The organism is Amycolatopsis sp. NBC_00438, assembly GCF_036026695.1.
In the GTDB taxonomy this organism is placed as follows: domain Bacteria; phylum Actinomycetota; class Actinomycetes; order Mycobacteriales; family Pseudonocardiaceae; genus Amycolatopsis.
In genome coordinates this window covers 519,904-545,048 of the sequence record NZ_CP107923.1, presented here as the reverse complement: position 1 = coordinate 545,048, position 25,145 = coordinate 519,904, and the positions used below count along the sequence as shown (strand labels likewise).

General features: G+C 73.3%; 30 protein-coding genes. 13 read left to right on the top strand and 17 right to left on the bottom strand.

Annotation, left to right across the window (positions count from 1 at the left end; genetic code table 11):
* Positions 1 to 76: 76 nt before the first annotated feature.
* From OG494_RS02630 to OG494_RS02615, 4 genes are all read left to right on the top strand, one after another.
* Positions 77 to 637: a TetR/AcrR family transcriptional regulator gene (locus OG494_RS02630; protein ID WP_328451563.1), complete on the top strand. Its 561-nt coding sequence runs from the start codon at positions 77 to 79 to the stop codon at positions 635 to 637.
* Entirely contained in the window at positions 634 to 1,272 is a 639-nt protein-coding gene (locus tag OG494_RS02625) for a class I SAM-dependent methyltransferase (protein ID WP_328451561.1), read from the top strand. Before OG494_RS02630 ends, OG494_RS02625 begins: the two co-directional genes overlap by 4 nt.
* Positions 1,273 to 1,353: 81 nt before the next feature.
* Complete coding sequence (locus tag OG494_RS02620; protein WP_328451559.1) at positions 1,354 to 1,797, top strand: helix-turn-helix transcriptional regulator; 444 nt, start codon at positions 1,354 to 1,356, stop codon at positions 1,795 to 1,797.
* 5 nt (positions 1,798 to 1,802) lie between these two features.
* On the top strand, positions 1,803 to 2,213 hold the full coding sequence (locus OG494_RS02615; protein ID WP_328451557.1) for a VOC family protein: 411 nt from the start codon (positions 1,803 to 1,805) through the stop codon (positions 2,211 to 2,213).
* Here OG494_RS02615 and OG494_RS02610 read toward each other — a convergent pair.
* From OG494_RS02610 to rimP, 7 genes are all read right to left on the bottom strand, one after another.
* Positions 2,197 to 3,030: an alpha/beta hydrolase gene (locus OG494_RS02610; protein ID WP_328451555.1), complete on the bottom strand. Its 834-nt coding sequence runs from the start codon at positions 3,028 to 3,030 to the stop codon at positions 2,197 to 2,199. The genes OG494_RS02615 and OG494_RS02610 overlap by 17 nt on opposite strands.
* 61 nt (positions 3,031 to 3,091) lie before the next feature.
* Positions 3,092 to 3,568: a 30S ribosome-binding factor RbfA gene (gene rbfA / locus OG494_RS02605; protein ID WP_328451553.1), complete on the bottom strand. Its 477-nt coding sequence runs from the start codon at positions 3,566 to 3,568 to the stop codon at positions 3,092 to 3,094.
* Positions 3,569 to 3,587: 19 nt separating this feature from the next.
* Positions 3,588 to 3,881 carry a DUF503 domain-containing protein gene (locus OG494_RS02600; RefSeq protein WP_247054723.1) on the bottom strand — a complete coding sequence of 98 codons (294 nt, stop codon included), beginning with the start codon at positions 3,879 to 3,881 and terminating at the stop codon, positions 3,588 to 3,590.
* Between the two features lie 83 nt (positions 3,882 to 3,964).
* On the bottom strand, positions 3,965 to 6,979 hold the full coding sequence (gene infB / locus OG494_RS02595; RefSeq protein WP_328451551.1) for a translation initiation factor IF-2: 3,015 nt from the start codon (positions 6,977 to 6,979) through the stop codon (positions 3,965 to 3,967).
* 78 nt (positions 6,980 to 7,057) lie between these two features.
* A complete protein-coding gene (locus OG494_RS02590) occupies positions 7,058 to 7,309 on the bottom strand; it encodes a YlxR family protein (RefSeq protein ID WP_328458852.1) in 252 nt (83 codons plus the stop codon).
* A gap of 140 nt (positions 7,310 to 7,449) precedes the next feature.
* On the bottom strand, positions 7,450 to 8,496 hold the full coding sequence (gene nusA, locus OG494_RS02585) for a transcription termination factor NusA (protein ID WP_328451549.1): 1,047 nt from the start codon (positions 8,494 to 8,496) through the stop codon (positions 7,450 to 7,452).
* A complete protein-coding gene (gene rimP, locus OG494_RS02580; protein WP_328451547.1) occupies positions 8,493 to 9,044 on the bottom strand; it encodes a ribosome maturation factor RimP in 552 nt (183 codons plus the stop codon). Before rimP ends, nusA begins: the two co-directional genes overlap by 4 nt.
* A gap of 214 nt (positions 9,045 to 9,258) precedes the next feature.
* Here rimP and OG494_RS02575 point away from each other — a divergent pair, with 214 nt between their 5' ends.
* On the top strand, positions 9,259 to 10,194 hold the full coding sequence (locus OG494_RS02575) for a ferritin-like domain-containing protein (protein ID WP_328451545.1): 936 nt from the start codon (positions 9,259 to 9,261) through the stop codon (positions 10,192 to 10,194).
* A 75-nt stretch (positions 10,195 to 10,269) separates the two neighbouring features.
* Here the strand turns inward: OG494_RS02575 and OG494_RS02570 are convergent, their stop codons facing one another.
* The 5 genes from OG494_RS02570 to OG494_RS02550 form a co-directional block, all read right to left on the bottom strand.
* Entirely contained in the window at positions 10,270 to 10,863 is a 594-nt protein-coding gene (locus OG494_RS02570; protein ID WP_328458851.1) for a hypothetical protein, read from the bottom strand.
* Positions 10,864 to 10,975: 112 nt separating this feature from the next.
* Positions 10,976 to 11,989, bottom strand: coding sequence for an aminotransferase class V-fold PLP-dependent enzyme (locus OG494_RS02565; RefSeq protein WP_328451543.1), 1,014 nt, complete (start codon positions 11,987 to 11,989; stop codon positions 10,976 to 10,978).
* A gap of 25 nt (positions 11,990 to 12,014) precedes the next feature.
* Entirely contained in the window at positions 12,015 to 12,776 is a 762-nt protein-coding gene (locus tag OG494_RS02560) for an isocitrate lyase/PEP mutase family protein (protein ID WP_328451541.1), read from the bottom strand.
* Positions 12,777 to 12,943: 167 nt separating this feature from the next.
* Positions 12,944 to 13,609, bottom strand: a complete 666-nt coding sequence (locus tag OG494_RS02555) for a GOLPH3/VPS74 family protein (RefSeq protein WP_328451537.1) — start codon at positions 13,607 to 13,609, stop codon at positions 12,944 to 12,946.
* 10 nt (positions 13,610 to 13,619) lie between these two features.
* Positions 13,620 to 15,071: an ArnT family glycosyltransferase gene (locus OG494_RS02550; protein WP_328451536.1), complete on the bottom strand. Its 1,452-nt coding sequence runs from the start codon at positions 15,069 to 15,071 to the stop codon at positions 13,620 to 13,622.
* A gap of 165 nt (positions 15,072 to 15,236) precedes the next feature.
* Between OG494_RS02550 and OG494_RS02545 the strand changes: the two genes are divergently transcribed.
* The gene (locus OG494_RS02545) at positions 15,237 to 16,481 is read left to right on the top strand and encodes a sensor histidine kinase (RefSeq protein ID WP_328451535.1); all 1,245 of its coding nucleotides are present in this window, start codon (positions 15,237 to 15,239) and stop codon (positions 16,479 to 16,481) included.
* Complete coding sequence (locus OG494_RS02540) at positions 16,456 to 17,106, top strand: response regulator transcription factor (RefSeq protein WP_328451533.1); 651 nt, start codon at positions 16,456 to 16,458, stop codon at positions 17,104 to 17,106. Before OG494_RS02545 ends, OG494_RS02540 begins: the two co-directional genes overlap by 26 nt.
* Positions 17,107 to 17,235: 129 nt before the next feature.
* On the opposite strand, the gene OG494_RS02535 is transcribed toward OG494_RS02540, so the two are convergent.
* The 4 genes from OG494_RS02535 to OG494_RS02520 form a co-directional block, all read right to left on the bottom strand.
* Complete coding sequence (locus tag OG494_RS02535) at positions 17,236 to 17,964, bottom strand: M50 family metallopeptidase (protein ID WP_328451531.1); 729 nt, start codon at positions 17,962 to 17,964, stop codon at positions 17,236 to 17,238.
* Positions 17,965 to 18,063: 99 nt separating this feature from the next.
* Positions 18,064 to 18,435 (bottom strand): winged helix-turn-helix transcriptional regulator, encoded by a 372-nt coding sequence (locus tag OG494_RS02530; protein ID WP_328458850.1) that lies wholly within the window; start codon positions 18,433 to 18,435, stop codon positions 18,064 to 18,066.
* Positions 18,436 to 18,475: 40 nt separating this feature from the next.
* On the bottom strand, positions 18,476 to 19,051 hold the full coding sequence (locus tag OG494_RS02525) for a TetR/AcrR family transcriptional regulator (protein WP_328458849.1): 576 nt from the start codon (positions 19,049 to 19,051) through the stop codon (positions 18,476 to 18,478).
* Positions 19,052 to 19,117: 66 nt separating this feature from the next.
* Positions 19,118 to 19,558: an SRPBCC family protein gene (locus OG494_RS02520; RefSeq protein WP_328451529.1), complete on the bottom strand. Its 441-nt coding sequence runs from the start codon at positions 19,556 to 19,558 to the stop codon at positions 19,118 to 19,120.
* Between the two features lie 23 nt (positions 19,559 to 19,581).
* On the opposite strand from OG494_RS02520, the gene OG494_RS02515 reads away from it, so the two are divergent.
* From OG494_RS02515 to OG494_RS02490, 6 genes are all read left to right on the top strand, one after another.
* Entirely contained in the window at positions 19,582 to 20,112 is a 531-nt protein-coding gene (locus tag OG494_RS02515; protein WP_328451527.1) for a TetR/AcrR family transcriptional regulator, read from the top strand.
* 10 nt (positions 20,113 to 20,122) lie between these two features.
* Positions 20,123 to 21,850, top strand: a complete 1,728-nt coding sequence (locus OG494_RS02510; protein ID WP_328451525.1) for a CocE/NonD family hydrolase — start codon at positions 20,123 to 20,125, stop codon at positions 21,848 to 21,850.
* A 72-nt stretch (positions 21,851 to 21,922) separates the two neighbouring features.
* Positions 21,923 to 22,345 (top strand): hypothetical protein, encoded by a 423-nt coding sequence (locus OG494_RS02505; protein ID WP_328451523.1) that lies wholly within the window; start codon positions 21,923 to 21,925, stop codon positions 22,343 to 22,345.
* The gene (locus OG494_RS02500) at positions 22,342 to 22,530 is read left to right on the top strand and encodes a hypothetical protein (RefSeq protein WP_328451521.1); all 189 of its coding nucleotides are present in this window, start codon (positions 22,342 to 22,344) and stop codon (positions 22,528 to 22,530) included. Before OG494_RS02505 ends, OG494_RS02500 begins: the two co-directional genes overlap by 4 nt.
* Positions 22,531 to 22,575: 45 nt before the next feature.
* Complete coding sequence (locus tag OG494_RS02495) at positions 22,576 to 23,262, top strand: response regulator transcription factor (RefSeq protein WP_328451519.1); 687 nt, start codon at positions 22,576 to 22,578, stop codon at positions 23,260 to 23,262.
* Positions 23,259 to 24,647 carry a sensor histidine kinase gene (locus OG494_RS02490; protein ID WP_328451517.1) on the top strand — a complete coding sequence of 463 codons (1,389 nt, stop codon included), beginning with the start codon at positions 23,259 to 23,261 and terminating at the stop codon, positions 24,645 to 24,647. Before OG494_RS02495 ends, OG494_RS02490 begins: the two co-directional genes overlap by 4 nt.
* Before the next feature lie 91 nt (positions 24,648 to 24,738).
* On the opposite strand, the gene OG494_RS02485 is transcribed toward OG494_RS02490, so the two are convergent.
* Complete coding sequence (locus OG494_RS02485; RefSeq protein ID WP_328451515.1) at positions 24,739 to 25,143, bottom strand: ester cyclase; 405 nt, start codon at positions 25,141 to 25,143, stop codon at positions 24,739 to 24,741.
* Between the last annotated feature and the right edge of the window lie 2 nt (positions 25,144 to 25,145).

Sequence of the window (25,145 nt, the reverse complement as noted above, 5' to 3'; positions counted from 1 at the left end):
TGCTCCCGGTGGCGACCGCGCACGGGCTCTGTGAGGTTCCGATCAGGAAGCAACCCGGACGGCTACACTCCGGACCGTGACGGTGGAGCAGCGCCCCTTGCGCGCGGACGCCCGGCGCAACCGCGAGGCGCTGGTGGCGGCTGCGCGGGAGGTGTTCGGCGCCAAGGGCGTCGACGCCCCGCTGGACGAGATCGCCCGCCGCGCCGAGGTCGCGATCGGCACCCTCTACAACCGCTTCCCGACCCGCGCCGACCTCGTCGAGGCCGCGTTCCTGCCGACGCTGGAGGAGGCGCAGGCGATCAGCGACGAGGCCCTCGCCTGTGCGGACCCGTGGGAGGGCTTCGTGCTCTACCTCGAGCGCTCGGTGCGGATGCAGGTGACCGACCGCGGCTTCACCGAGGTGTGCTCACGGACGTTCGATCCGGCGTCGGCACTCGAAAAAGCCAAGCGCGCCAACGGTTCCCGGATGGACCGGATCGTCAAGCGGGCGCAGGACGCCGGCGCGCTGCGGCCGGACTTCCGCACCCTCGACCTCGCCGTGGTGTTCGCCGCGGCGACGGCGTCCCCGGACTGGCGGCGCGGGCTCGCCCTGGTCCTCGACGGCCTGCGGGCCCCGGCCGCCCACCCGTTGCCGTGAACGACTGGCTCGCGGACACCCGCACGTCGTACGACACGGTGGCGTCGAGCTACGCCGGCATCGTGCGTGACGCCGTCACGACCCAGCCGTACCTGCGGGCGGCGCTCGCGCTGTTCGCCGAGCAGGCCGGCGGCCCGGTCGTGGACGTCGGCTGCGGTCCGGGGCACTTCACCGCCCACCTGGCTTCCCTCGGCCTGGACGCGTCCGGCGTCGACCTCTCGCCGTCGATGATCGAGCTGGCCCGCGAGGCGTACCCCGGCGTCCGGTTCGAGGTGGGCTCGATGACGGACCTGCCGCTGCCGGACACCTCCGTCGCGGGGGTGCTCGCGTCCTGGTCGCTGATCCACATCCCGGACGACGCGGTCCCCGGCGTGCTGGGCCACTTCCACCGGGTGCTGCGCCCGGGCGGCCGGCTGATGATCGGCTATCACGTCGGCGACGAGTCCACGCTGAAGACCCAGGGCTACGGCGGCCACCCGATGAAGGTGCACATCCACCGCCGCCGCCCGGAGCGGGTGGGCGCGCTCGTGCGCGACGCGGGGTTCGAGATCGAGGCGGAATGGCTGATGGCCCCGGACGATGACGTTCCCCAAGCGATCCTGTTCGCCCGCCGCCCCGCGGTCGTGAGTGGTTAGGCGGTTCTCACCGCCCTGACCACTCACGACGCCCGGGGCGCTGTCTTTGCGGTGACGCGATCCAGCGGGCATGCTGTTCGCGTGACCGGCAGATCAGACGCGCGCCTGCGCGAACTCGTGCTGCTGCGCCGCGTCCGCGACCGGATCGACCGGGACTACGCGCAGCCGCTGGACGTCGAGGCGCTGGCGCGCGGCGTCCACCTCTCGGCGGGGCACCTGAGCCGCGAGTTCCGCGCCGCCTTCGGCGAGTCGCCCTACAGCTACCTGATGACCCGGCGCATCGAGCGGGCGATGACCCTGCTGCGCCGGGGTGACCTGTCGGTCACCGAGGTCTGCTTCGAGGTCGGCTGCTCGTCGCTCGGGACGTTCAGCACGCGGTTCTCCGAACTGGTCGGCCTCTCTCCGAGCGCCTACAAGCGCCTGGCGGCGGGCGACGGCGAGGGGATCCCCACCTGTCTCGCCAAGCAGGTCATGCGGCCGATCAGGAATCGAGAAGCGACGCCCACTCGCCCCCACTTATCGTGAGCGGCATGAACCTCATCATCCAGCACACGTTCCTCCCCGCCGACGACCCGGAGAAGTCGCTGGCGTTCTACCGTGACGCGCTGGGCTTCGAGGTGCGCAACGACGTGGGGTACGGGGACATGCGCTGGATCACGGTCGGCCCGCCCGACCAGCCGCACACGTCGATCGTGCTGCACCCGCCGGCCGCCGACCCGGGCCTCACCGACGACGAGCGCCGCACGATCGCCGAGCTGATGGCCAAGGGCAGCTACGCGTCGATCGTGCTGGCGTCCGCGGACCTGGCGGGCACGTTCGACCAGGTCCAGGCGAGCGGCGCCGATGTCGTCCAGGAGCCGATGGACCAGCCCTACGGCGTCCGCGACTGCGCGTTCCGGGACCCGGCGGGGAACATGGTCCGCATCAGCCAGCTGGGGTGAGCCGCCGGCCGGCGAACTCGAGCACGTCGGGCAGCACCCCGCGCCAGTAGGCGTCTTCGTGCTTGCCCGGCGAGAACCGCGCCACGGCCGGGGACACCGCCTTCACCAGCTTGCGGTCCGCCCCCAGGAACGGGTCCGACTCCCCGCACCAGACGCCCAGGTCCGCGCCTCGGACGTCCCCCGGGTGCAGCAGCGGCTCCTCCGCGCGCCAGGTGGCCTCGTCGGCGAACACCTTGCGGGCGCGGGCGTCCGGCCAGCTCACGAACAGAGCGGCGCTCGCCACGGCCGTCGCCTTCAGGTCCGGGTGGGCGCGGGCGAAGCGGAGGGCGCCGAAGCCGCCCATCGAGATGCCGAACACGGCCGCGGGCGCTTTGAGGTCGCGCTGGGTAAGCCAGGCGGGAAGTTCTTCGGACAACATCCGCTGCGGGTCGTCGTTCTCGCCGACGTTCACCCAGTAGTGGTCACCGTCGGGTGCGGCGATCGCGAACGGCGGGACGCCCGCGCGGACGGCCTTGGTCAGCGCTTCGGGGACGCCGAGGTCGAGGAACGTCCGGGCGCGGGCGCCGCGGCCGTGCAGGGCCAGGCACACCGGCAGCCCCGAGGCCGGGACGCCTTCGGGGGTGATGAGGACCAGCTCGACGTCGGTGCTGCGGGCCGCCGAGTGCATCCGCTGCACGGTGACGGGCGCGCTCAGGGGCGTCAGGCCGGTCGGCGGTGACGTCGCGGGCGGCCCGGGGGGCGGCCCGGACGGAGCCGACGAGCAGCCCGCCAGCAGCGCGAGTGCGCTGCCGGCGAGCAGGCCACGACGAGTGAGCACCGAGGCAGCCCCGGCGCCTTCGATCGGACCCGACGTCGTCCGCCGTAGAAAGAGCACCGGGTCAGCCCCGGGTCTCTTCCTCCGCGAGCTCGTCGTCGTCCTCGGTTTCGCGGGGCGCCTTGTACGGGTCGGGTTCGCCCGCGTGCTGGGCCCCCGCCGACCGCCGCGCGACCTCCGCGTCGGCCTCACGGGCCTTCTCGAGCAAAGCCTCGATGCGCTTCGACTCTTCGGGGATCGTGTCGGCCACGAACGTCAGGGTCGGCGTGTAGCGAACCCCGGTGCCCTGCCCGACCTTCGTGCGGAGCATCCCGCGCGCCGATTCGAGCGCGGCGGCGGCACCGGCGAAGTCCGGGACCGAGTCCAGTTTCTCGCCGAGCACCGTGTAGTACACCGTGGCGTCGTGGAGGTCGCCGGTGACCTTCGTGTCCGTGACGGTCACGTAGTCCAGCCGGGAGTCCTTGACCTCGTGCTCGATCGCGGACGCCACGATCTGCGAGATCCGCTTGGCGAGCTTGCGGGCCCGAGCAGGATCAGCCATGTCTTTCTCCTCGAGAAAATCAGTCGTCTGGGCCGAGCAGCCGGCGGTGCGCGGAAAGCAGTTCGAACTCCGGCCTGCTCGCCACGTACCGCTCGCACGAGTCGAGCACGTCACGGACGTGCTCGCCACCTTCGGCGACCACGGCCACCCCGATGAGGGTCCGCCGGTGCAGGTCGGTGTGACCGGCTTCGGCCACCGACACGGCGAAGCGCTTGCGCACCTCCGCCAGCACCGGCCGGACCACGGATCGCTTCTGCTTCAGCGAATGGACATCGCCGAGCAGGATGTCGAGCTCAAGAGCTCCGACGTACATAGGCAAGTGAGGTGGTGTTGTAGGGAATGGGAAGCGAAAGCCCCGGGTGCGTGGGAGAACCCACGCACCCGGGACCGAACGCCTTACGCTCGCGGCTTCTCGCGCTGCTCGTACGTCTCGATCGAGTCGCCGACCTTGAGGTCGCCGTACGAACCGAGCGTCAGACCGCACTCGTAGCCCTCGCGGACCTCGACCACGTCGTCCTTGAACCGCCGCAGCGAGCTGACCGGCAGGTTCTCCGCGACGACAGTGCCGTCGCGCAGCAGCCGGGCGCGCGCGTTGCGCCGGATCTCGCCGGACATGACCAGGCAACCCGCGATCGTGCCGATCTTGGAGGACTTGAAGACCTCGCGAACCTCCGCGCGGCCCAGCTCGACCTCTTCGTACTCCGGCTTGAGCATGCCCTTCAGAGCCTGCTCGATCTCGTCGATCGCCTGGTAGATGACCGTGTAGTACCGGACGTCGACGCCCTCGCGGGTGGCCCGCTCGGTCGCCTTGCCCTGGGCGCGGACGTTGAACCCGAGGACGATCGCGTCGGACGCGGTCGCCAGGTCGATGTCCGACTCGGTCACGCCACCGACACCGCGGTGCACCACGTTCAGCTCGACGTCGTCGCCGACGTCCAGCTGCAGCAGCGAGGCTTCGAGGGCCTCGACGGTACCCGAGTTGTCACCCTTGATGATCAGGTTGAGGCTGTTCGTCTCCTTCAAGGCGGAGTCGAGGTCCTCGAGGCTGACCCGCTTGCGGCGCGACGCGTTGAGCGCGTTGCGAGTACGAGCGGAGCGGCGCTCGGCGATCTGCCGGGCGACGCGGTCCTCGTCGACCACCAGGAAGGTGTCGCCCGCACCCGGCACCGAGGTGAACCCGATGACCTGGACGGGACGCGACGGCAGCGCCTCGGTGACGTCGACGTTGTGCTCGTCGACCATCCGGCGGACGCGGCCGTAGGCGTCACCCGCCACGACCGAGTCACCGACGCGCAGCGTGCCGCGCTGGACCAGGACGGTGGCCACCGGGCCGCGGCCGCGGTCGAGGTGTGCCTCGATCGCGACACCCTGGGCCTCCATGTCCGGATTGGCCCGGAGGTCCAGAGCGGCGTCGGCGGTCAGCAGGATCGCCTCGAGCAGCCCGTCGATGTTGATGTTCTGCCGCGCGGAGATCTCGACGAACATCGTGTCGCCGCCGTACTCCTCGGCCACGAGGTTGTACTCGGTCAGCTGCTGCCGGATCTTGTCCGGGTTCGCGCCTTCCTTGTCGATCTTGTTGATCGCGACCACGATCGGGGCCTTGGCGGCCTGCGCGTGGTTGATCGCCTCGACCGTCTGCGGCATCACACCGTCGTCGGCCGCCACCACGATCACCGCGATGTCGGTCGAGTTGGCACCACGGGCACGCATGGCGGTGAACGCCTCGTGGCCCGGGGTGTCGATGAAGGTGATCAGGCGCGGGTTGCCCTCGAGCTCGGTCTCGATCTGGTACGCACCGATGTGCTGCGTGATGCCGCCGGCCTCGCTCTCGCGGACCTTCGTCTTCCGGATCGTGTCGAGCAGGCGGGTCTTACCGTGGTCGACGTGACCCATGATGGTCACGACCGGCGGCCGGATCTGCAGGTCCTCTTCGCCACCCGCGTCGTCGCCGTAGGTGATGTCGAAGGTCCCGAGCAGCTCGCGGTCCTCCTCCTCGGGGCTGACGACCTGAACGTGGTAGTTCATTTCGCCGCCGAGCAGCTCGAGGATGTCGTCCGACACGGACTGCGTCGCGGTGACCATCTCGCCGAGGTGGAAGAGCACCTGCACCAGCGAAGCCGGGTTGGCGTCGATCTTCTCGGCGAAGTCGGTCAGCGAAGCGCCACGCGGCAGCCGGATCGTCTCGCCCTGCCCCTTGGGCAAGCGGACGCCGCCGACGCTGGGCGCCTGCATGTTGTCCATGTACTCCTGGCGCTTCTGCCGCTTCGACTTGCGACCCTTGCGCGAGGGACCACCCGGACGCCCGAAGGCACCCGCCGTGCCGCCACGGCCACCGGGGCCGCCACGGCCGCCGCCACCGCGGAACCCGCCGCCACCGGCCGGGGCACCGCCACCGGCACCGCCGCCACCCGGACGGAAGCCGCCACCGGCACCGCCACCGGCGCCACCGGGACGGAAGCCGCCACCGCCGCCACCGCCACCGGGACCGCCACGGAAACCGCCGCCACCGCCACCGGGGCCGCCACGGGCGCCGCCACCGGGACCACCACGGGCGCCGCCACCGGGACCACCGCGCGCGCCGCCACCGGGACCACCGGCGGGACGGGCGGGACGGCCCGGCATCATGCCGGGGTTCGGCCGCGGGGGCATGTTGCCCGGGCTCGGCCGGTTGCCACCGGCGCCACCACCGGGACGCGGAGCCGGGCGGTCACCGCCGCCACCGGTACCACCGGGACGCGGCGGGCGCGTGTCGCCGCCCTGACCGCCACCACCGGGGCGCGGGCCCTGCGGACGCGGCGGGGCGCCGGAACCGACGCCGAACGGGTTGTTGCCGACCCGCGGGGTGCGCGGACCGGGCTTGGGACCGCCGGGCTTGGGGCCCTGCGGCTTCGGCGGGACGACCGAACCGGTGTTGCCCGCGGGGGGCGCGGCCGGGGTCTCCTGCTTGGGGGGTGCGACCGGAGCCGCCTCGGCCTTCGCCGCCGGGACCTGCTCCTGGGGAGCGGGCGCCGCCGGCTGCTGGCGCGGGCCGGGCCGCGGGCCGGGACCGGCCGGACGGCCGCCCGGTGCGGCTGCCGGCTTCGAAGCCGGAGCCTGCTGCTGCGGGGCCGCCGCGGGGGCGGCCTTCACCACCGGGACCTGCTGCTGGGGAGCGGGCGTCGCCGGCTTGGGCGCGGGAGCGCCCGGCTTGGCGGCCGGGGGTCCCGGGCGCGCCGACGGACCGGGGGTCGGTGCGGGCTTCTTGGCGCCCTTGGGGGCGTACGCGTCGCGCAGACGGCGGGCGACAGGCGCCTCGACCGTGGACGACGCGGATTTGACGAATTCGCCCTGTTCCTTCAACTTGGCGAGCACGTCCTTGCTGGTGATGCCGAGCTCCTTAGCGAGCTCGTGTACGCGGGCCTTGCCTGGCACAGCTCTCCTCATCTAGGGGAGGCCAGGCGGGGGACCCGCTGACCTCGTCCTTATTGTCTCGCGTTCATGGCTTCAGCTTCACGGCTGACTCATGACGGGTCGACCTGCTTCCTTCGTTCCTCGCGGAGCCGGGGACGTCCCGGCTCCGTGATGCGTGGCGTGCGCTACGTACTCGCGGACTTCCCGGACGTCGAGCGCTCCCGGAGCCCGCAAGGCCCTCGGGAAAGCCCGCCGCCGTTCGGCCTTGGCCAGACAGTCCGGGTCGGGGTGCAACCAAGCCCCCCGGCCCGGGAGCCGACGACGTCCGTCGACGACCACCCGTCCGACCACCGCGACCACGCGCAGCAGCTCACCGATCAAGGCCCGCCGCTTGCAGCCGACACAAGTCCGCACCGGGGATTCTCGGTGGGGCTGGTGCTCGGCTACCCGCCGCGGGCTTCGAACCACTCCAGAGTCTACCGCTTCGACCTTCACTCAGCCGAACCGGTTGTCGCGGCGGGCCGCGTCGGACCGGCGTGGTCTTGATCACCCTCGTCGTCCACCGGCGCGGCGTCGCTGCGGATGTCGATCCGCCAGCCGGTCAGACGGGCGGCGAGGCGGGCGTTCTGGCCCTCCTTGCCGATCGCCAGCGACAGCTGGAAGTCCGGCACCACGACGCGCGCGGTCTTGCCCCGCTCGTCGACGACCCGTACGGAAACAACCTTCGCCGGGGACAGGGCATTCCCCACGAACCGGGCCGGGTCCTCCGAGTAGTCGATGATGTCGATCTTCTCGCCGGCCAGCTCGCTCATCACGTTGCGCACGCGCGAGCCGACCGGGCCGATGCAGGCGCCCTTGGCGTTCACGCCCGCCACGGTGGACTTCACCGCGATCTTCGTGCGGTGTCCCGGCTCGCGCGCGACGGCGGCGATCTCGACCGTCCCGTCGGCGATCTCCGGCACCTCCAGCGCGAACAGCTTGCGCACGAGGTTGGGGTGCGAGCGCGAGAGCATGATCTGCGGGCCGCGGTTGCCGCGCGACACGGTGACCACGTACGCCTTGATCCGGCTGCCGTGCTCGTAGGACTCCCCGGCCACCTGCTCCGCCGACGGCAGCACGCCCTCGGTGTCGCCCACCTGGACCACGACCATGCCGCGGGCGTTGGCGCGGGCGTCGCGCTGGATGACGCCGGCGACGATCTCGCCCTCCTTGGTGGAGAACTCGCCGAAGGTCTTCTCGTGCTCGGCGTCGCGCAGCCGCTGCAGGATGACCTGGCGCGCGGTGGTGGCGGCGATCCGGCCGAACCCCTCGGGGGTGTCGTCCCACTCCTCGTCGGTCTCGCCGTCGTGGGTCAGCGTGCGCGCGAGCACGCGCACCAGGCCGGTCTTGCGGTCGATGTCGATGCGGGCGTGCGGCTGGTGCCCTTCGGTGTGCTTGTACGCGGTGAGCAAGGCCGTCTCGATGGCCTCGATCACCGTTTCGAAGGGGATGTCCTTGTCCCGTTCGATCGCCCTCAGCGCGGCGATGTCGACGTTCACTTCGACCCCTTCTCCGTTTTCTCGGTCTCGGCCTGACCGGCGCCGGCCAGGCCGGACGCGTCGTCGTCGAGCAGTTTCAGATCCTCGGCCGGCGGCTGCTTGAACTCGATCTCGACGACCGCCTTCGCCACCTGGGCGTAGCGGACGTCGCGGAGCTCGCCGCCGACGAGGAGGCGGGCGGCGTCCGCGCCCGCGTGACCGACCCGGCCCATGAAGGCGTCACCTTCGACCGGAGTGACCTTGACCAGGCGGAACCGCGCGCGCCGCCAGTGCCGCTGCTGGGTCAGCGGGCGCTCGATGCCCGGCGAGGTGACCTCCAGCGTGTACGCGCTCGCGAGCACGTGCTCGTTTTCGTCGAGCGCCGCCGCGACCTTGCGGCTGACCTCGGCGACCTCGTCCAGCCCGATGCCGTCGTCGGAGTCGACGACGACCTTGACCAGCTGCCGCCGGCCGGCCTGCTGGACCTCGAACGAATCGAGGTCGAAACCCGCGGCGGTGACGGCTTCGGCCACTATCGGCTGAAGCCGGCTGGCGAGTTCTCCTGGCACGTGGGGCTCTCCTCGGTCGGGATCAAGTTGGCGTTCGAGGCCTGTTCCGGCCGGCTCGGCGCTGCGGAGCTGCAGCCTGCCTGCTGGCAGGCACCTTGCGCCGGGCGACGTCCGGACAAGCCTCACCGGGTCGGTGGTGGACCAGCTTATCCGGTCGCCCTTCCGGCACGCGCGAGCGGCGGGGCCGCCCCGGGGCCTGGCAGGATGGGCCGACGTGACCGGAAGACCGACCGAGCTGACCCGCCGTGCCGCCCTCCGCTTCGGGGCGGTGGCCGCACTGGCCGTGCCGCTGGCCGCCTGCGGGCCCGGCTACGACGAGAGCCCCGACCCGCTGCAGCCGCTCCTGGCCGCCGCCGACGCGGACGCCGCGGCGGCGCGCGCGCTGGCCAAGGGCAAGGACGCCGACACCGCCGGCCAGCTCGCCGACGCGCGCGCGGCGCACGCGGCCGCGCTGAAGTCCGAAGTGGACCGGCTGAACCGGCCGAAACCCCCGACGTCCGCCTCGCCGCCGGCCCCGGCGGCGCTGAGCGACCTGAAGGAGCGGCTGGCCACCGCGCGCAAGCAGGCCGAGGACCTCGTCCCCGGGCTGCCGCGCTACCGCGCCGGCATGGTCGCGGCGATCGCCGCGGGCTGCGCCGCGCTGCAGCGCATCAACCCGGCGCTGGGCCCGGGCGAGGACGCCCCGGCCGCGGCCGGGCCGCCCGGCGGCGCCGTCCCCGCGGAGGCCGTCGACCCGCTGCAGCAGGCGCTCGCCGCCGAGCACGCCGCGGTCTGGGTGTACGGCCTGGTCGGCGCGTTCCTCCCGGCCGACTTCGGGGAGGCCGAGAAGGGCGGCGTCGCGGAGCACGCGCTGCGCCGCGACCTGCTGCAGACGATGCTCGCGGGCGCCGGGGCGACCCCGGTGGCGCCGGAGCCGGCCTACAACCCGAAGAAGCCGGTGACCGACACGGCGTCGGCCGCGCTGGTGGTCGCGACGGCGGAAGCCGACTGCGCGTCGGCCTGGCTGGCCGTGGTGAACCACACCGACGACGCCGGCCTGCGCACGACGGCGTTGCACGCGCTGGTGGCCGCTTCGCGGCGCGGGACGCCGTGGCGCTCCGAGGCCGGCGAGAAGCCGGCGGCGGTCGCCATGCCCGGCCAGGCGAGCTGACCCCGCGATGTCCTGAAGGGCACCCTCAGGGACGTCACGTCCCTGAGGGTGCCCTTCAGGGCTTGCGAAAGCGGGTCAGCCGAAGTCGCCCGACAGGCGCAGGGCGTCCTTGACGATCTTGTCGAGGAGCGCCTTGTCCTTGTGCTTGTCGTAGAAGTCGCCCAGCACGATCGTCGTGTTCGTGCCTTCGACCCGGGAGGCGTACGCCGCGTCGGCACCGCTCACGCTCGGGGTGCCGGTGCCGGCGAACGTCTTGTCCTTGACCAGGTCGGTGACGTTGCCGGTGCCGTCCTGCTCGGTCAGCGTCTTGAGGGCCTTCGCCTTCGCCGAGTCCGGCATCCCCACCAGCACCACGGACACCAGCGCCTTCGCGCCGCCCGACTCCGTCGTGTACAGCGCGCGGACCAGCGACTGGCACGGGCTGTCCTGGAAGAAGTCCTGGGTCTTGCCGTAGGACTTCGCGGCGCAGTCCGTGGACCGCGCCGGCCCGGCGACCGGCGTGAACGTGTACTGCCCGGTGCTCTTGGCCGGCGGCTGCGCCACCGGCTCGTCCGGCGTCGAGTCGTGCCGGATCAGGAACCAGAGCAGTCCCGAGATCACGGCGATCGCGACGAGCCCGGCGCCCCTGAGTGCCAGGGTCCGGGTGTCACGCGCCGGTGGGCCGGGCACGGGCGGGCGGGGCTGCGGGGGAACCGCGCCCAGCGGGGCCGTGTCGGACGGGCCTGGGGTGAAATGCGCACCAACCACGACGCCATACGGTAGTTCACGCCCGTTCGGGAGTTCACTCGAATGCGTGTAAGACGCGTTCGGCGTCGTCAGCGGTGTTGTAGAGGTGGAAGCCGACCCGGACCTTCCCGTTGCGCAACCCGGACACGATCCCGGCCGCGGCGACCCGCCCGGGGTCGGCTTCGAGCGACACGATCGCGCTCCCCCGCGGCGGCCGGCCGAGCTTCTCCAGCAGCGTGTCGGCCAGGCCGACGTCATGGGCCCTGACCTGCGCGAGGTCGAGCCCGCCGAGGTACTCCAGCGCGGCGGCCGCGCCCACCTGGGCCAGCCAGACCGGGGAGAGGTCGAACGCGCGGGCGTCGCCGGCCAGCCGCAGCGGGAGGCCGTAGACGGTGGCCCACGGGTCCTCCCCCGCGTACCAGTTGGCCGCGACCGCGCGGGTGCGGTCCTGCGCGTCCGGGCGCACCGCCAGCCACGCGCAGCCACGCGGCGCGAGCAGCCACTTGTAGCCCGCCGCGACGACCCAGTCGGCCCAGGCGACGTCCAAGGGCAGCCAGCCCGCGGCCTGGGTCGCGTCGAGCAGCACCGCGGCGCCGGCGGCTTCGGCCGCGGCCCGCAGCGCGGGGAGGTCGGCGATCCGGCCGTCGGCGGACTGGACGACGCTCACCGCGACGACGTCGTGGCCCTCGACCCGCGCGGCCAGGTCGTCGAGCGGCACCTCGGTGACGGTCACGCCCGGGTTCGCCGCGAACGGGAAGGTCACGCTGGTGAAGTCGCCTTCGGCGGCGAGCACGCGGGTGCCGGCGGGCAGCGCGGCGGCGACGTTGGCGATCAGCTGGGAAGCCGACGCGCCGATCGCGACCCGCCCGGGCTCGACCCCGACCAGCCGGGCGAACCCGGCCCGCGACCGCGCGACGGCCTCGTCGAAGTCCGCCGGCCGGCTCGCCCCGGTCCGCCAGTTCTCGACCGACCCGGCCACGGCCGCGGCGACCGGCGCGGGCGGGATGCCCATGCTCGGCGTGTTGAGGTACCCGGACGGGACGGCGAAGTCGGCTCCGAAGGCGTGCATGTCCCGAGCCAAGCAGATCCGGTTCTCACAGGAACGCGGTGACGTCGGCGTAGGACGGCGGAGTGAGTGGAAGGTCACGGCCGTCGCGCACGGCCAGCGCCGTCTCGGCCGCCGCGGCCAGCGCCATCCGGTAGGGCAGCGAACCCAGGCTGATCCGGGCGACGCCCAGTTCCGCCAGCCCGGCCAGCGTCACCTTGCCGGGCAGGAACAGCAGGTTGACCGGGACGCCGACGGCGACGATCCGCTCGACGTCGGCCGGCTCGGCGAGGCCGGGCACGAAGACGCCGTCCGCGCCCGCCGCGACGTAGGCCCGCGCCCGCGTCTCGGCTTCGGCGACCGAGCGGTCGCCCGCCCAGTGGGTGTCCGTGCGGGCGTTGACGAACAACTGCGGTGTGCGCTCCTTCACCGCCGTGACCAGGGCGGCCTGGACCTCGACGGGAGCGAGCGAGCCGTCGGCGCGGCCGTCTTCGAGGTTGACGCCGACCGCGCCCGCCGCGGCGAGCTCTTCGGCCAGGTCGGCGACGGCGGCCGGGTCCGCGCTGAAGCCGTCGGCGATGTCGACGCTGACCAGCGCGTCGAGCCGGGCCAGGCGGGCGGCCAGCGCGACGGTCACGTCCCGCGTCGACGGCGCGCCGTCGGCCTCCCCCGCCGCCGCGGACACGCCGAGGCTGGTCGTCCCGAGCGCGCGGAACCCCTGCGCGACGAGATGGGCGCCGACGCCGAACTCCCAGGCGTTGGGCAGCAGGAGCGGGGCACCGGGGACGTGCAGGGCACGAAAGTCGTCCATGCCCCCGAACCTAGGTCCCCGAAACTTCGGCCACCGCCGAACCCAGATGGACGACACGCGTACCCGGGCGGACGACACGGCGAGGACCTCCCCCGCCTCGCCGTGTCGTCCATCTGCGTACGCGTGTCGTCCGTCGGGGTACGCGTGTCGTCCGGCCCGGTACGGCGTCAGCCGCCGCTGCCGCCCGAGTTGGCCGCCGAGATCGCCGCGGCGCGGGCCGCCTTCAGTTCGCGGATCACCTTGCGCAGCGCGGGAACCGCGGCGCCCGCGACGTCCTCCAGCTCCGCGAGCCGGGCCTTGTGATGCCGGCGGTCGCGGCGCGAGAGGACCGTGCCCAGCTCCACCGCCGCGGCCAGCGACGTCAGGGCCGCCGCGCCCGGGTCGGCCCGCGACGCCGGTGCGACGCTTCGCAGCGCGTCCGCCACCACCTCGTGCAGCCGGGCCGCCTCGGCGTGGTCGCGGACCACCGGGCGGCGGCGCGGGAACAGCCCCAGCACGTGTGACGTCTTCAACGTGATCGTGCCCGCCGCGTCGAGCTGGGTCTCCAGGGACTGGAGCGTCGCGCGGGCATCGCGGCGGACCCACGCACGCCACTTGCGGTGCGGGTCCGCGGCGAGGTCGCTCAGCAGGTCGTCGAGCACCAGGTGGCCGGTGCCGGCGGCGCCGGTCACCACGGGCCGCCCGTCGCCGTCGACGACCAGCCCGCGCTGGACCAGGTCCGTCAACGCCGCCGCGCGCACCAGCAGCGCGACGCGCTGTCGGTCCGGCAGCCGGTCGCGGCCGGTGTCGCACGCCAGCAAGTAGGCCTGCGCGGGCAGGGACAGAGCGCTCATCGTGTTCCTCTCATTGCCGCTTCAGGGCGGGCCAGATCCGCGACCAGGGTGCCGTCCGGCCGTCGTAGTCCCACACCAGCCCGTCGACGACCTGGGTCTCGTGCGCGAAGTAGGGCCGCAGCAGCCCCGGGTCGAACCCGGCGAACAGCACCTCGTCGGCCGATTCCGGCGGTGGCCCGAAGTACCAGTACGCCCGGTGTCCACTGTAGACGGTGTGGATGCCGTACGGCGCCCCGTAGAACTCGGTCACGGCCGCGAACGGGTAGATCTCGGCGTAGACCGCGGTCCGCGCGCGAACCTCGGGCGGGAGCGAGGCGTACGTCTGACCGATCACCTCGGCCAGGTCCTGCTGCGGCAGCTCCCCCTGCGCGAACGCGCTGCCGAGCGAGAACGGCCCGAACGACGTCCGCGCCGAGGCCGGCCACACCGGCAGCGCGACGAGCGTGACCACCGCCGAGAGCACGAACGCCGGCCACGCGACGGCTTTCCACCAGCCCACGAGGTTCCGCCGGGTCAGCTCGGTGGCCGCCGCCGCGAACGGCACGGCGTAGCAGCCCATCAGGTAGTAGGACCGCCCCTGCGTCGCGACCACGGCCAGCGCCACGAGGATCAGGGCGACGCCGAGGTACCGGTACGGCCGCAGCTGCGCCGACCGCAGCAGCCGCCAGACGCCGTAGAGCAGGGCCACCACACCGACCCCGATCCCGGCGCCGAGCAGTCCGTCGCGCACCCACGGGCCGTAACCCGGGAACTCCGCGGCGACGACTTCACTCATGTGGGTGTAGGGCCAGCCGTGTGCGGCCTGCCAGAGCAGCGTCGGCACCGTGACCACGACGGCGATCGCCGCGCCCAGCAAGAGTTTCGGGCGCCGGAGCAGGTCCCTCGGCCCGAACACCAGCGCGGCGAGCAGCACCGCCGCCCACAGGGCCGGGATCAGGAACTTCGTCTCCAGCGACACCGCCGTGACGACGCCGGCCCAGACGAGCAGGCCGTCGCGGCGGGTGCGGGTCCAGCGGACGAGCAGCCAGGCCACGACCGTCCACAGGAACGGGTCCAGCACGTAGGTCCCGATCCAGTGACTGACGACGACGATGCCGGACGCCGCGTAGCAGGCCGCCGCCATCGCCTGGGCGCCGCGGCCGCCGCCGAACTCCCGCGCGATCAGCGCCGTGACGACCACCCCAGCGACCGCGGCGAGGGTCATCGGCAGCCGCAGCACGACCAGCGAGCCCGGCGCGAGCCGGTCCATCGCCGCCGCCAGCGCCGGGATGAGGGGTGGCTGGTCGAAATACCCCCAGCTCAGGTGATCTCGACCGGCCACCAGGAAGTAGAGCTCGTCGAACCCGCCGGCGTAGCGCCCGCTGGTCAGGAGCAGCGCGAGCCCGGCGAGGCCCGCGATCGCCAGCACCGGGCCGCGGGCGAACGCCACGCTCGTCATCTGTCGCGTGTGGACAGTCACCACGGTTGCCTCCCTCGCTGTGGTCCGCCCACTCCACCGGATCGCGGCCGGCACCGGAACGGGGCAAGGAAGGTGCTCGCGACGACGAAAGTTGCGGGCCCGCGCCCGGGCCGCAACTTTCGTTGCGCGTCCGGCGCGACGGCGCGGGTGAGCGGTTACCGTGACCGCGTGACCAGCACCAGGCGGCCGTGGTGGCCGAGCCGCGCCGACGTCTTCTGGCTGCTCCTGGCCGCGTTCGTGTTCGCGGGGCTGAACGTCCTGCTCTACGCGCTGGGCGAGGTCACGACCGGGCCGCTCGGCCCGGCGGCCGGGCTGGTGCTGCAACTGGTCTGCGACTTCTCCCTGGTGCTGCTGTTCCGGTTCCCGCGCCAGGTCGCCTGGTTCGTCGTCGCGGCAGCGGGCCTGATGCTGGCGTCCGACCTGTTCGCGCCCGGCCTGTTCGTGGCGGTACGCCCGCTCGCGCTGACGACGGTGCCGACCATCACCCCGGTCGTGCTGTCGCAGCTGCCGCGGGTGCTGGACCGGCGGAGCGTGCTCTGGCTGGCCGGGATCCTCACGCTGATCGCCGCGCGGCCGTGGGTGCCGAGCTGGAGCACCACGCCGTTCGCCGTGCTCAGCACCACGCTGCCGGCGATGTTCGGGCTCTACGGCGAGGCGCGGCGCCAGCTGCTGCGATCCCTGCGGGACCGCGCGGAGCGCGCCGAGCGCGAGCAGCACCTGCTCGCCGAGCAGGCCCGCGCGGAGGAACGGCGGCGGCTGGCGGGCGAGATGCACGACGTCGTCACGCACCGGCTCAGCCTGATGGTGCTGCACGCGGGGGCGCTCGGCGTGACGTCGCACGAGGAGCCGGTGCGGGCGGCGGCCGAGGACATCCGCCGCGAAGGCGCGCTCGCGCTGGACGAGCTGCGCGACCTCGTCGGCGTGCTGCGCAACGGCACCGAGACGGTCCCGCGCACGCTCAGCCCGGAGCAGCCCGGCGACCCGGCGCGGCTGGTCGAGGAGTCGCGCTCGGTCGGCGTGGTCACCGGGCTCGCGGTGGACGGCGACCCGGCGCAGGTGTCGCCGACCGTCGCGCGGACCGCGTACCGGCTGGTGCAGGAGGCGCTGACGAACATCCGCAAGCACGCGCCGGGCGCGTCGGCGGCGGTGTCGCTGCGCTACCACCCGGGCGGCCTGGACGTCTCGATCGCCAACACGGCGGCGTCGCGGCGGCCCGATCCGGCCCTGGCGGGCAGCGGTTCCGGGGCCGGGCTGGCGGGGCTGCGGCAGCGCGTCGAACTCGTCGGCGGGCGGTTCGACGCGGGCCCGGTGGCCGGTGGCGGGTTCCGGGTCGGTGCGATACTGCCCGCTTACGTCCCGACGGCGGAAGGCACGCACAGTGATCCCGGTGATCCCGGTGCTCGTGGTCGATGACGAGCCGATGGTGTGCGCGCACCTGCGCACGATCCTCGGTTCGGCGGGCGACATCGACGTCGTGGCCCAGGCGGGCGACGGCGCCGAAGCCGTCGAGGCGGTGGTCCGGCACCGGCCGCGCGTCGTGCTGATGGACCTGCGCATGCCGGGCGTCGACGGCCTGACGGCGATCGCGCGGATCGCGGCGCTCCCGGACCCGCCGGCGGTGGTGGCGCTGACGACGTTCGACGCGGACACCTACGTGATCCGCGCCCTGCGCGCGGGCGCGGCCGGCTTCCTGGTGAAGTCGACGCCGCCGGAGGACCTGATCGGCCTGGTCCGGGTGGCGGCGGACGGGCACACGGTCCTGTCGCCGTCGGCGGCCCGCCGGTTGGTGGCGCTGTCCGCGGACGGCCGCGAGCGCGGCGAAGACGCCCGCCGCCGGACGTCCGGGCTCACCGACCGCGAGCGGGATGTGCTGGCGTGCCTGGGCGAAGGACTGTCCAATGCGGACATCGCGGCCCGGCTCCACCTCGCGGAGGCGACGGTGAAGAGCTACGTGTCGCGGATGCTCGTGAAGCTGGACTGCACCAACCGGACGCAGGCGGGCCTGCTGGCCCACGAAGCCGGCCTGGTCGCCCGCTGACCCGTCACTTTCGCCACGAAAGATGCGACTTCACATGGATCTAACGCCACTTTCACCAGGAAAGATGCGACGCCTCACACGGATCTAACGCCACTTTCACTACGAAAGATGCGGCGCCTCACAGGGATTTTACGTGGGCCACAGCAATGGGATTGCGCGCCAGACCGCCCAGGCGATGAGGGCGAGCCAGGCGGCGATCCACACCAGGGCCGGGATTCCGGTGCTCCGGGCGAGCATGGCCGCGTCGTCCTCCTGACCGCCGAAGCCGTGCCGGAACCGGTTGAGGACCAGCGCGCGCAGGCCGCCGAGTTCACTGGTCAGCAGCAGCCACGCTTCGGCGTACGCGACGCCGTTCTTCAGCCAGACCGGCGCCCAGCGCAGGGCACCGAACACGATCGCCCCGACCGCGACGACCACCACGAAGGTGAGCAGGTCCCGGGTGAACAGCAGGAGGAACACCATCGCGGCCAGGGTCAGGGTGAGCACGGCCGGAACGAGCCCGCGGTGCAGCAGGCCCGCCGCGCCCAGGCCGGCCAGCGGCGGCATCGCGTACCCGGCGGCGCTGGTCAGGACGGCGGCGAGCCCCGGCGGGGTCCGGTGCCAGGTACCGCCGGACTCCGGGCTGTCGATCGCGACCCGGCCGACGCCGCCGCCGGTCAGGATGCTCACCAGCGCGTGGCCGCCTTCGTGGAAGAGCGTGCCGAGGAAGTTGGCCCGGTAGACGACACTCCGCCGGCCGTCGGCGGGCACCGCGAACGACGTCACCACGACCATGGCCGCCACCAGCGCGGTGATCCCGACGAGCTCCGGTCCCGGCGCGGGCAGGGTCTCGTCGAGCACAGCGAACGCGGACGCCATGAGTCCCTCCCCGGAGCCGTGGAGCCGTCCTCCACAGTGTCGCCGGGGCCGCGGGCCGGGCGGGATCCCCGCCGGGAATTGTCCTGGAGCTGTCCAGCGTCACGCCGACGCGGGCGTGTGCTCCGCGTCGTAGGCGTCCCGCGAATCCTGGACCGACGCCATGTGCTGCCGCGCCCACTGGTCCAGCAGCTCCAGCGGCTCGGAAAGGTTGCGCCCCAGCGAGGTCAGCTCGTACTCGACCTTCGGCGGGATCACCGCGTACGCCGTGCGGGTGAGGATGCCGTCGCGGACCAGGCTGCGCAGCGTCTGCGTCAGGACCTTCTGGGAGATGCCGTCCACGCGGCGGGCGATCTCGGTGAACCGCAACGGGCCGCCGGTGAGCGCGCCGACGATGAGGACCGTCCACTGGTCGCCGATGCGGTCGAGCAGCTGACGGGTCGGGCAGTCGCGGTCGTACGGGTCCGGGTGCACAGCGCGTCTCCTCACTTTCCCAAAGAGAGTAACACGCGATTCAGCCGGTGGGCGCCATCAGCGTGCCGAAAAGGATCCGCAGGTGACGGCGTCCGCGTTCCCAGCGCGCGTCCAGTTCGCCCTGCTCGCGCGTGGCCCAGCTGGCGATGAGGATGCCGCGGACGACGTCCATCGCGGTGTAGACCGCGTGCAGGAACTCGTGGTGCCCGGCGTGCTCCGGCAGCAGCGCCTTGCCGAACTCGACCAGGCTGGACGTCGCGATCGGCTCGACCACCGCCATCTGGCGGCGCAGCTCGGGGTCGGTCCGCGACGCGACCCACAGCTCCACCGTCGCGGAGAACACCGGCCCCTGGTGCATCTCCCACAGCAGCTGCAGCGCGTCGCCGACCGGGTCGGTGGACGCGCGCAGCCGGTCCAGCTCGGCCATCGCGACCTCGGTGCGCTTCGCCGCCAGGTGCCGGATCGCCGAGGTGACCAGGTCGGCCTTCGTCGGGAAGTGGTGCACCTGCGCGCCGCGCGTGACGCCGGCGCGGTCGGCGACGCGGGTGGTCGTCGTGCCCGCGTAGCCGAATTCGACCAGGCAGTCGATCGTCGCGTCGAGCAGCCGGACGCGCATCGCCGCGCTGCGCTCCTCCTGGGTGCGGCCGGTCGATCCCCGTCGTGGCGCTGACATATGCCCACTTTATGGGGCGACGCGCGCCTCGGTCGCGGCGACCAGCCCGGTGACGACCCGCTTGATGAACACGCCCAGGATTCGCCGATAGAACCAGCCGGTGCCGGGGATCTTCGCGGTGAACGTCGAATGCCAGTGGACCTCGGTGCCGCCGTCTCTCGGCGACAGGTCGACGTAGGCGACGTAGTCCCGCAGCGGCAGGCCGTGCTCCAGCGCGTAACCGAAGCGGCGGCCGGGTTCCAGCGCGACGATCTTCTCGTACGAGCGGGTGCGGCCGGTGCGGAACAGCCGGATCGCGCCGAGCCCTTCGCGCTCCCCCTCTCCTTCGCTGACCAGCTCGAACGACTCCAGCGGCGACCAGGCCGGCCAGCTCGCGCCGTCGCGGAGCAGGGCGTAGACAGTGTCGGCCGGCGCGGACGTCCGGCCACGGACGGAAATACTCTGTACCATTTGGTACGTGTACCATCTGGTACATGATCGGCACAAGCCCGCGCGCCCAGCTGCTCGACGCGGCGATCGACCACATCGCCCACCACGGCGGCGCGGGCAAGAGCCTGCGCGCCCTGGCCGCCGGCCTCGGCACCAGCCACCGCATGCTCATCTACCACTTCGGCTCGAAGGAAGGTCTGCTCACGGCGGTCGCGCGCGAGGTCGAGGCCCGGCAGCGCACGGCCCTGGCCGACGTCGGCGAGGGCCGCGAGTTCTGGCGGCGGCTGACCGACGAGGACCTGCGCGCCAACGAAAAGCTCTTCTTCCAGCTCTACGGCCAGGCCCTCGGCGGCACCCCGGGCACGACCGAGTTCCTGGACGGCGTCGTCGACGACTGGCTCGGCCCGATCGAGGCCCTGCTCGCGCGCTACGGCGTCCCCGAGGCCGACCGGCCGGCGCACGCCCGGCTCGGGCTCGCCGTCACCCGCGGCCTGCTGCTCGACCTCGTCACGACCGGCGACCGCGAAGCCGTCGACGCCGCGATGGAGCTTTTCCTGGCGGCGTACGAGAAGTGATAATGGCGCGATGCGCCGGACACCGGGGATCTTGCTCGCGCTGGTCACGACGGCGGCCCTCGCGCCCGCGGCGGCGGCCGAAACCGGCCCGGTCCGCGAGACGGCGTGGGTCGAAACCGGCGCCGACCTCGACCACGACGGCAAGCCCGACCGCGTCGCCGCCGACGTCGTCCGGCCCGCCGGACGCGCACGCGTCCCGGTGATCCTCGACGTCAGCCCGTACTTCGCGTGCTGCGGCCGCGGCAACGAGTCCCAGAAGAAAACGTTTGCGCCGGACGGCACCCCCGAGCAGTTCCCGCTGTTCCTCGACAACTACTTCGTGCCGCGCGGGTACGCGGTGGTACTGGCCGACGTCGGCGGCACGAACCGCTCGTCCGGCTGCTTCGACGACGTCGCCGACGGCAACGCCGTCGTGAACTGGCTCAACGGCCGGGCGAAGGCCTTCGACGCGCCCGACGGCGGCCGGCCGGTGACGGCGGGCTGGGCCACCGGGGACGTCGGCGCGATCGGCAAGTCCCAGGACGGCGCCACCGCGATCGGCATGGCCGCGTCCGGGATCCCCGGGCTGAAGACGATCGTGCCGATCGAAGGCGTCGCCGACAACTACGCCCAGCTCGTCGCGAACGGCGCGCCCCTGGCGACGCCGGACAACACGGGGTCGGCCTTCACCTACAACGACCGCGCGGCGCGGTTGTGTCAGCCGTTCGAGGCGGACGTCAAGGCGCGGATGGGCACGAACGGTGACTACAACGGCTATTGGCAGAGTGTGGACTACGTCCCGCGCGCCGGGCAGGTGCGCGCGAGCGTGCTGATCGCGCAGGGGTTCGGGGACAGCGTCGTGGGCCCGGGCCAGTTCGCCGCCTACTGGGCCGCGCTCGGCCGGGCGGGGGTGCCGCGCAAGGCGTGGCTGAGCCAGGCCGGCCACGTCGACCCGTTCGACCTGCAGCGGGCGCAGTGGGTGGACACGCTGGGCCGCTGGTTCGACCGCTGGCTGCGCGGCGTCCGCAACGGCGTCGAGCACGAGCCCGCCGTGCACCTGGAAACCACGCCGGACCGGTGGACCGACGTCCGGGCCTGGCCGCCCGCGACCGCCGCCACGACGTTCCGGCCGGCTGCCGGCGGCACGCTCGGCCGGCGTGGTTCCGGCACGGCCACAGTCGTCGACGACCCGGCGGTCGGCCGCGAGCAGTGGGCGGCCGGGACATCGGCCGCGCGGTTCACCGGCGCTCCCCTGACCTCGGCGGTGCGGCTGGACGGGACGCCGTCCGTGACGATCACCGCGTCGTCCGACAAGCCCGCCGCCCGGCTCGGCGTCGCGCTCGTCGACTACGGCCCGGCGGACGTCCGGAACACGGCGAACTACGGCAGTGGCGTGAAGAACCTGACCACCCGATCGTGCTGGGGTGTGAGCCGGCCCGGTGACAGCGCGTGCTTCCTGGACACCGCCACCGACCTCGTGCACACCGACCACCGGATCGTCGCCGCCGGGTGGGCCGACCTCGGGCACCACGCGTCGCTGCGCCACGGCGAGCCGCTCGTACCGGGGCTGGCGTATTCGATGACGTTCACGCTGAGCAGCCTCGACCACGTCGTCCCGGCCGGGCACCGGCTCGGCCTGCTGCTCGGCGGCACCGACGGGCAGCTGTTCGACCCGGCGCTGCCGGTGCTGGGCGACACGCTGACGTTCGACCTCGCGCGGACGTCGATCACCGTGGGCCTTACACAGCCCGAACATTAGGCGCACGCCCTCCGAACACCGGCCCGCCAGAGTTCTCCTCGTACCCGGAAACCATTCACCGAGGGAGACACCATGCGAGGACCCATCTGGACGCGGCGGCTGGCACTGGCGGGCGCCGGGAGCGCGGCCTGCTTGCTGGCGCTGGCGCCGCTGGCCTCGGCCCAGACGACGTCCCCGGCGCCGGTCGCGCCGATCACGCTCAGCCCCGAGGAGTCGCAGCAGGTCTGCGGCGACTGGGTGCCGAAGCTGCAGAAGCGGGCCGACAACCTGGAGAAGCGGATCAACGGCGGCCCCGAGGTCGCCGGCTCGGTCGCCAACCTCAAGGCCCGCGCCCAGGACCAGCGCACGGCGGGGCACAACGACCGCGCCACCAAGCTCGACGAGCGCGCCACCAAGCGGCAGGGCAAGGTCGGCGAGCTGACCACCGCGAAGCAGAAGCTCGACGCCTTCGCGTCCGCCCACTGCAAGCCGGCCGCGCCGGCGCCGACCAAGTGAGGGCGGCGAGGATCGCGGCCGCGGTCGGGGCCGCCGCGCTCATCACGCTCGGCTGCTCGGCCTGCCGCGACAACCTGATGGGCTCGCCGGACCCCGGCACCTCCCCGGCGTCGTCGGAACTGAGCGGCATCGAATCGACGCTCAACGGCGTCGAGTCCGACATGAACGACGACGGCTCCCCGTGACCGGCTAGCGTCTCCCCGGGGGCGACGGCGGAGACGGGAGCGGGAATGGGGTCACCGGGGCGCGGCCTCGTCCTCGTGGTCGAGGACGAGTCCGCGATCGCCGAACTGGCGGCGCTGTACCTCAAGCGCGACGGGTTCGGCGTGCACGTCGAGCCGGACGGCGGCCGCGCGCTCGACGCCGTCCGGCGGCTCAAGCCGGTGGCGATCGTGCTCGACATCGGACTGTCCGGAATGGACGGTATCGAGATCTGCAAGACACTGCGCGCGGCCGGCGACTGGACGCCGGTGCTGTTCGTCACCGCCCGCGACGACGAGCTGGATCGCTTGCTGGGCTTGGAGATCGGCGCCGACGACTACCTGACCAAGCCGTTCAGCCCGCGCGAGCTGGCCGCGCGCGTCCGGACCGTGCTGCGACGCGCGTCCGGCGCGACGCCGGCGCCCTCGGCGTTCACCGTCGGCGCGGCGCGCGTCGACCTCGCGAGCCGCCGCGCCTGGGCCGGCGAGACGGAGATTTCCCTGACGTCCACGGAGTTCGACCTGCTCACGCACCTGCTCCGGCACCCGGGACAGGTGCTTTCGCGCGACCAGCTGCTGAGCGCCGTCTGGGGCTACGCCGCCGCGGCGGGCACGCGCACGGTCGACGTCCACGTCGCGCAGCTGCGGGCGAAACTCGGCGCGGCCAGTCCGATCAGGACGGTCCGCGGCATCGGCTACGCGGCGGACCCGGCATGAGGTACCGCGGGACGCTCGCCGGGCGGATCACGCTCGTCTGCCTCGCCGTCGCCGGGATCGCGGTGATCGTGGCCGGGTTCGTGGCGGCCCGGCTGATCCGGACCACGGCGGACAACGTGCTGCAGTCGTCCCTGTCTGCGCAGGCCGACGTCGTCGCGTCGCAGCTCGACGAGAGCGGCATCGGCAACCGGCTGGGCGTCGGCAAGGTCGCCGACGTCGTGCGCGGGCAGGGCATCTCGGTCGTCGTGCGGCGCGCGGGCGGGCAGCCGGCCGGGGACGCCGTGTCGGTGCAGGCGGCGGTCAAGGCGGGACTCGGCGCGGCGCACTCGGAGCGGGTGCTGGTCGCGGGCGCGCAGTACCTGGTGGAGACGCGGGCGGTCGGGACGCGCGGGGCCGCGTTCGCGCTGGTCCTGCCGGCGCGCAACGCGGAGACGACGCAGCGCGCGCTGGTCCGGAACATCGCGTTCGCGCTGGGGATCGGGCTGCTGGTGGCAGCCGCGGCCGGGTTCGTGTCCGGCCGGCTGCTGGGCCGTCCGCTGCGCCGGGCGGCCGCGGCCGCCGGATCGCTGCGGGCCGGCCGGCGCGACGTCCGGGTGCCGGTCGAGGGGCCGCGGGAGGTCGCGGAGGTGGCGGGCTCGCTGAATTCGCTGGCCGACGCGCTCGCCCACAGCGAGGCGCGGCAGCGGGACTTCCTGCTGTCGGTGTCGCACGAGCTGCGGACGCCGCTGACGGCGGTGACGGGCTTCGCCGAGGCGATCGCGGACGGCGTCGCGTCGGGCGACGACGCCCAGCGCGCGGGCCAGACGATCCAGCGCGAGGCGGCGCGGCTGGAACGCCTGGTCACGGACCTGCTGGAGCTGGCCCGGCTGGGCGCCGACGAGTTCCGCCTGGACGTCACGACCCTGGACCTGGGCGCGTTGCTGCGGGACTGCGCGGAGGTCTGGCAGCTGCGGTGCGCGCGGGAAAACGTGCGGCTGTCCATTGTGGCGCCTTCTTCCCCGGTCCCGGTGCCGGCCGACGCCCGGCGGCTGCACCAGGTCGTCGACGGCTTGGCGGAAAACGCCCTGCGGGTCACCCCTTCGGGCGCCCCGATGGTCTTCTCGCTGTCGGTGTCCGGCTCCGAAGCCCACCTTTCGGTCCGCGACGGCGGCCCGGGCCTGGCCCCGGAGGACTACCCGGTGGCGTTCGAGCGCGGGGTGCTGAACGCCCGCTACCGCGACCGCCGCCCGGTGGGCTCCGGCATCGGCCTGGCCCTGGTCCACGCCCTGGTCACCCGCATGGGCGGCGCCCTGACCGCGGGCCCGGCCCCCGAAGGCGGCGCCGCGTTCACCATCACCCTCCCCCTGGCCGCGTCGACAGCCACAGTCCCCATCCCCCGCCCGTAACCCGACCCTCCAGGTACGCGACCCGACCGTCCGAGTACGCGACCCGACCCTCCAGGCACGCGAGATGCGCGTCCAAGCACGCGACGTCGCGTCAGGACGGCGGTGCCAGCTGGGCCGCGCGGTCGGTTGCGTCCATGACGGCCCAGTGCTCGACGACCCGGCCGTCGCGGACGCGGATCATGTCCATGCTGGTCACGGCGTAACCGCGGCCGGTCGAGATCTGCGTGCCGGTGCTCGTGTAGCGGTTCACCGAGAACTCGCCGTCGGCGACGTTGCGCTCGACCCGCACGCCCACGTCGCGGAAGTCGGCGAAGAACTCGCCGCCCAGCATGGCTTCCCACTTCGCCCGCCAGGCGTCGATGCCGTGGTGGTCGCCGCCCGCGCCGCCGCGGTGGTCGACCACGTCCGGGTCGATGTAGCGCAGGCCTTCGGCGACGCTCTCGGCCGTGAACGGCGTCAGCGCGATCAGCCGGCGGTGGACTTCGGCGGCGTCCATGG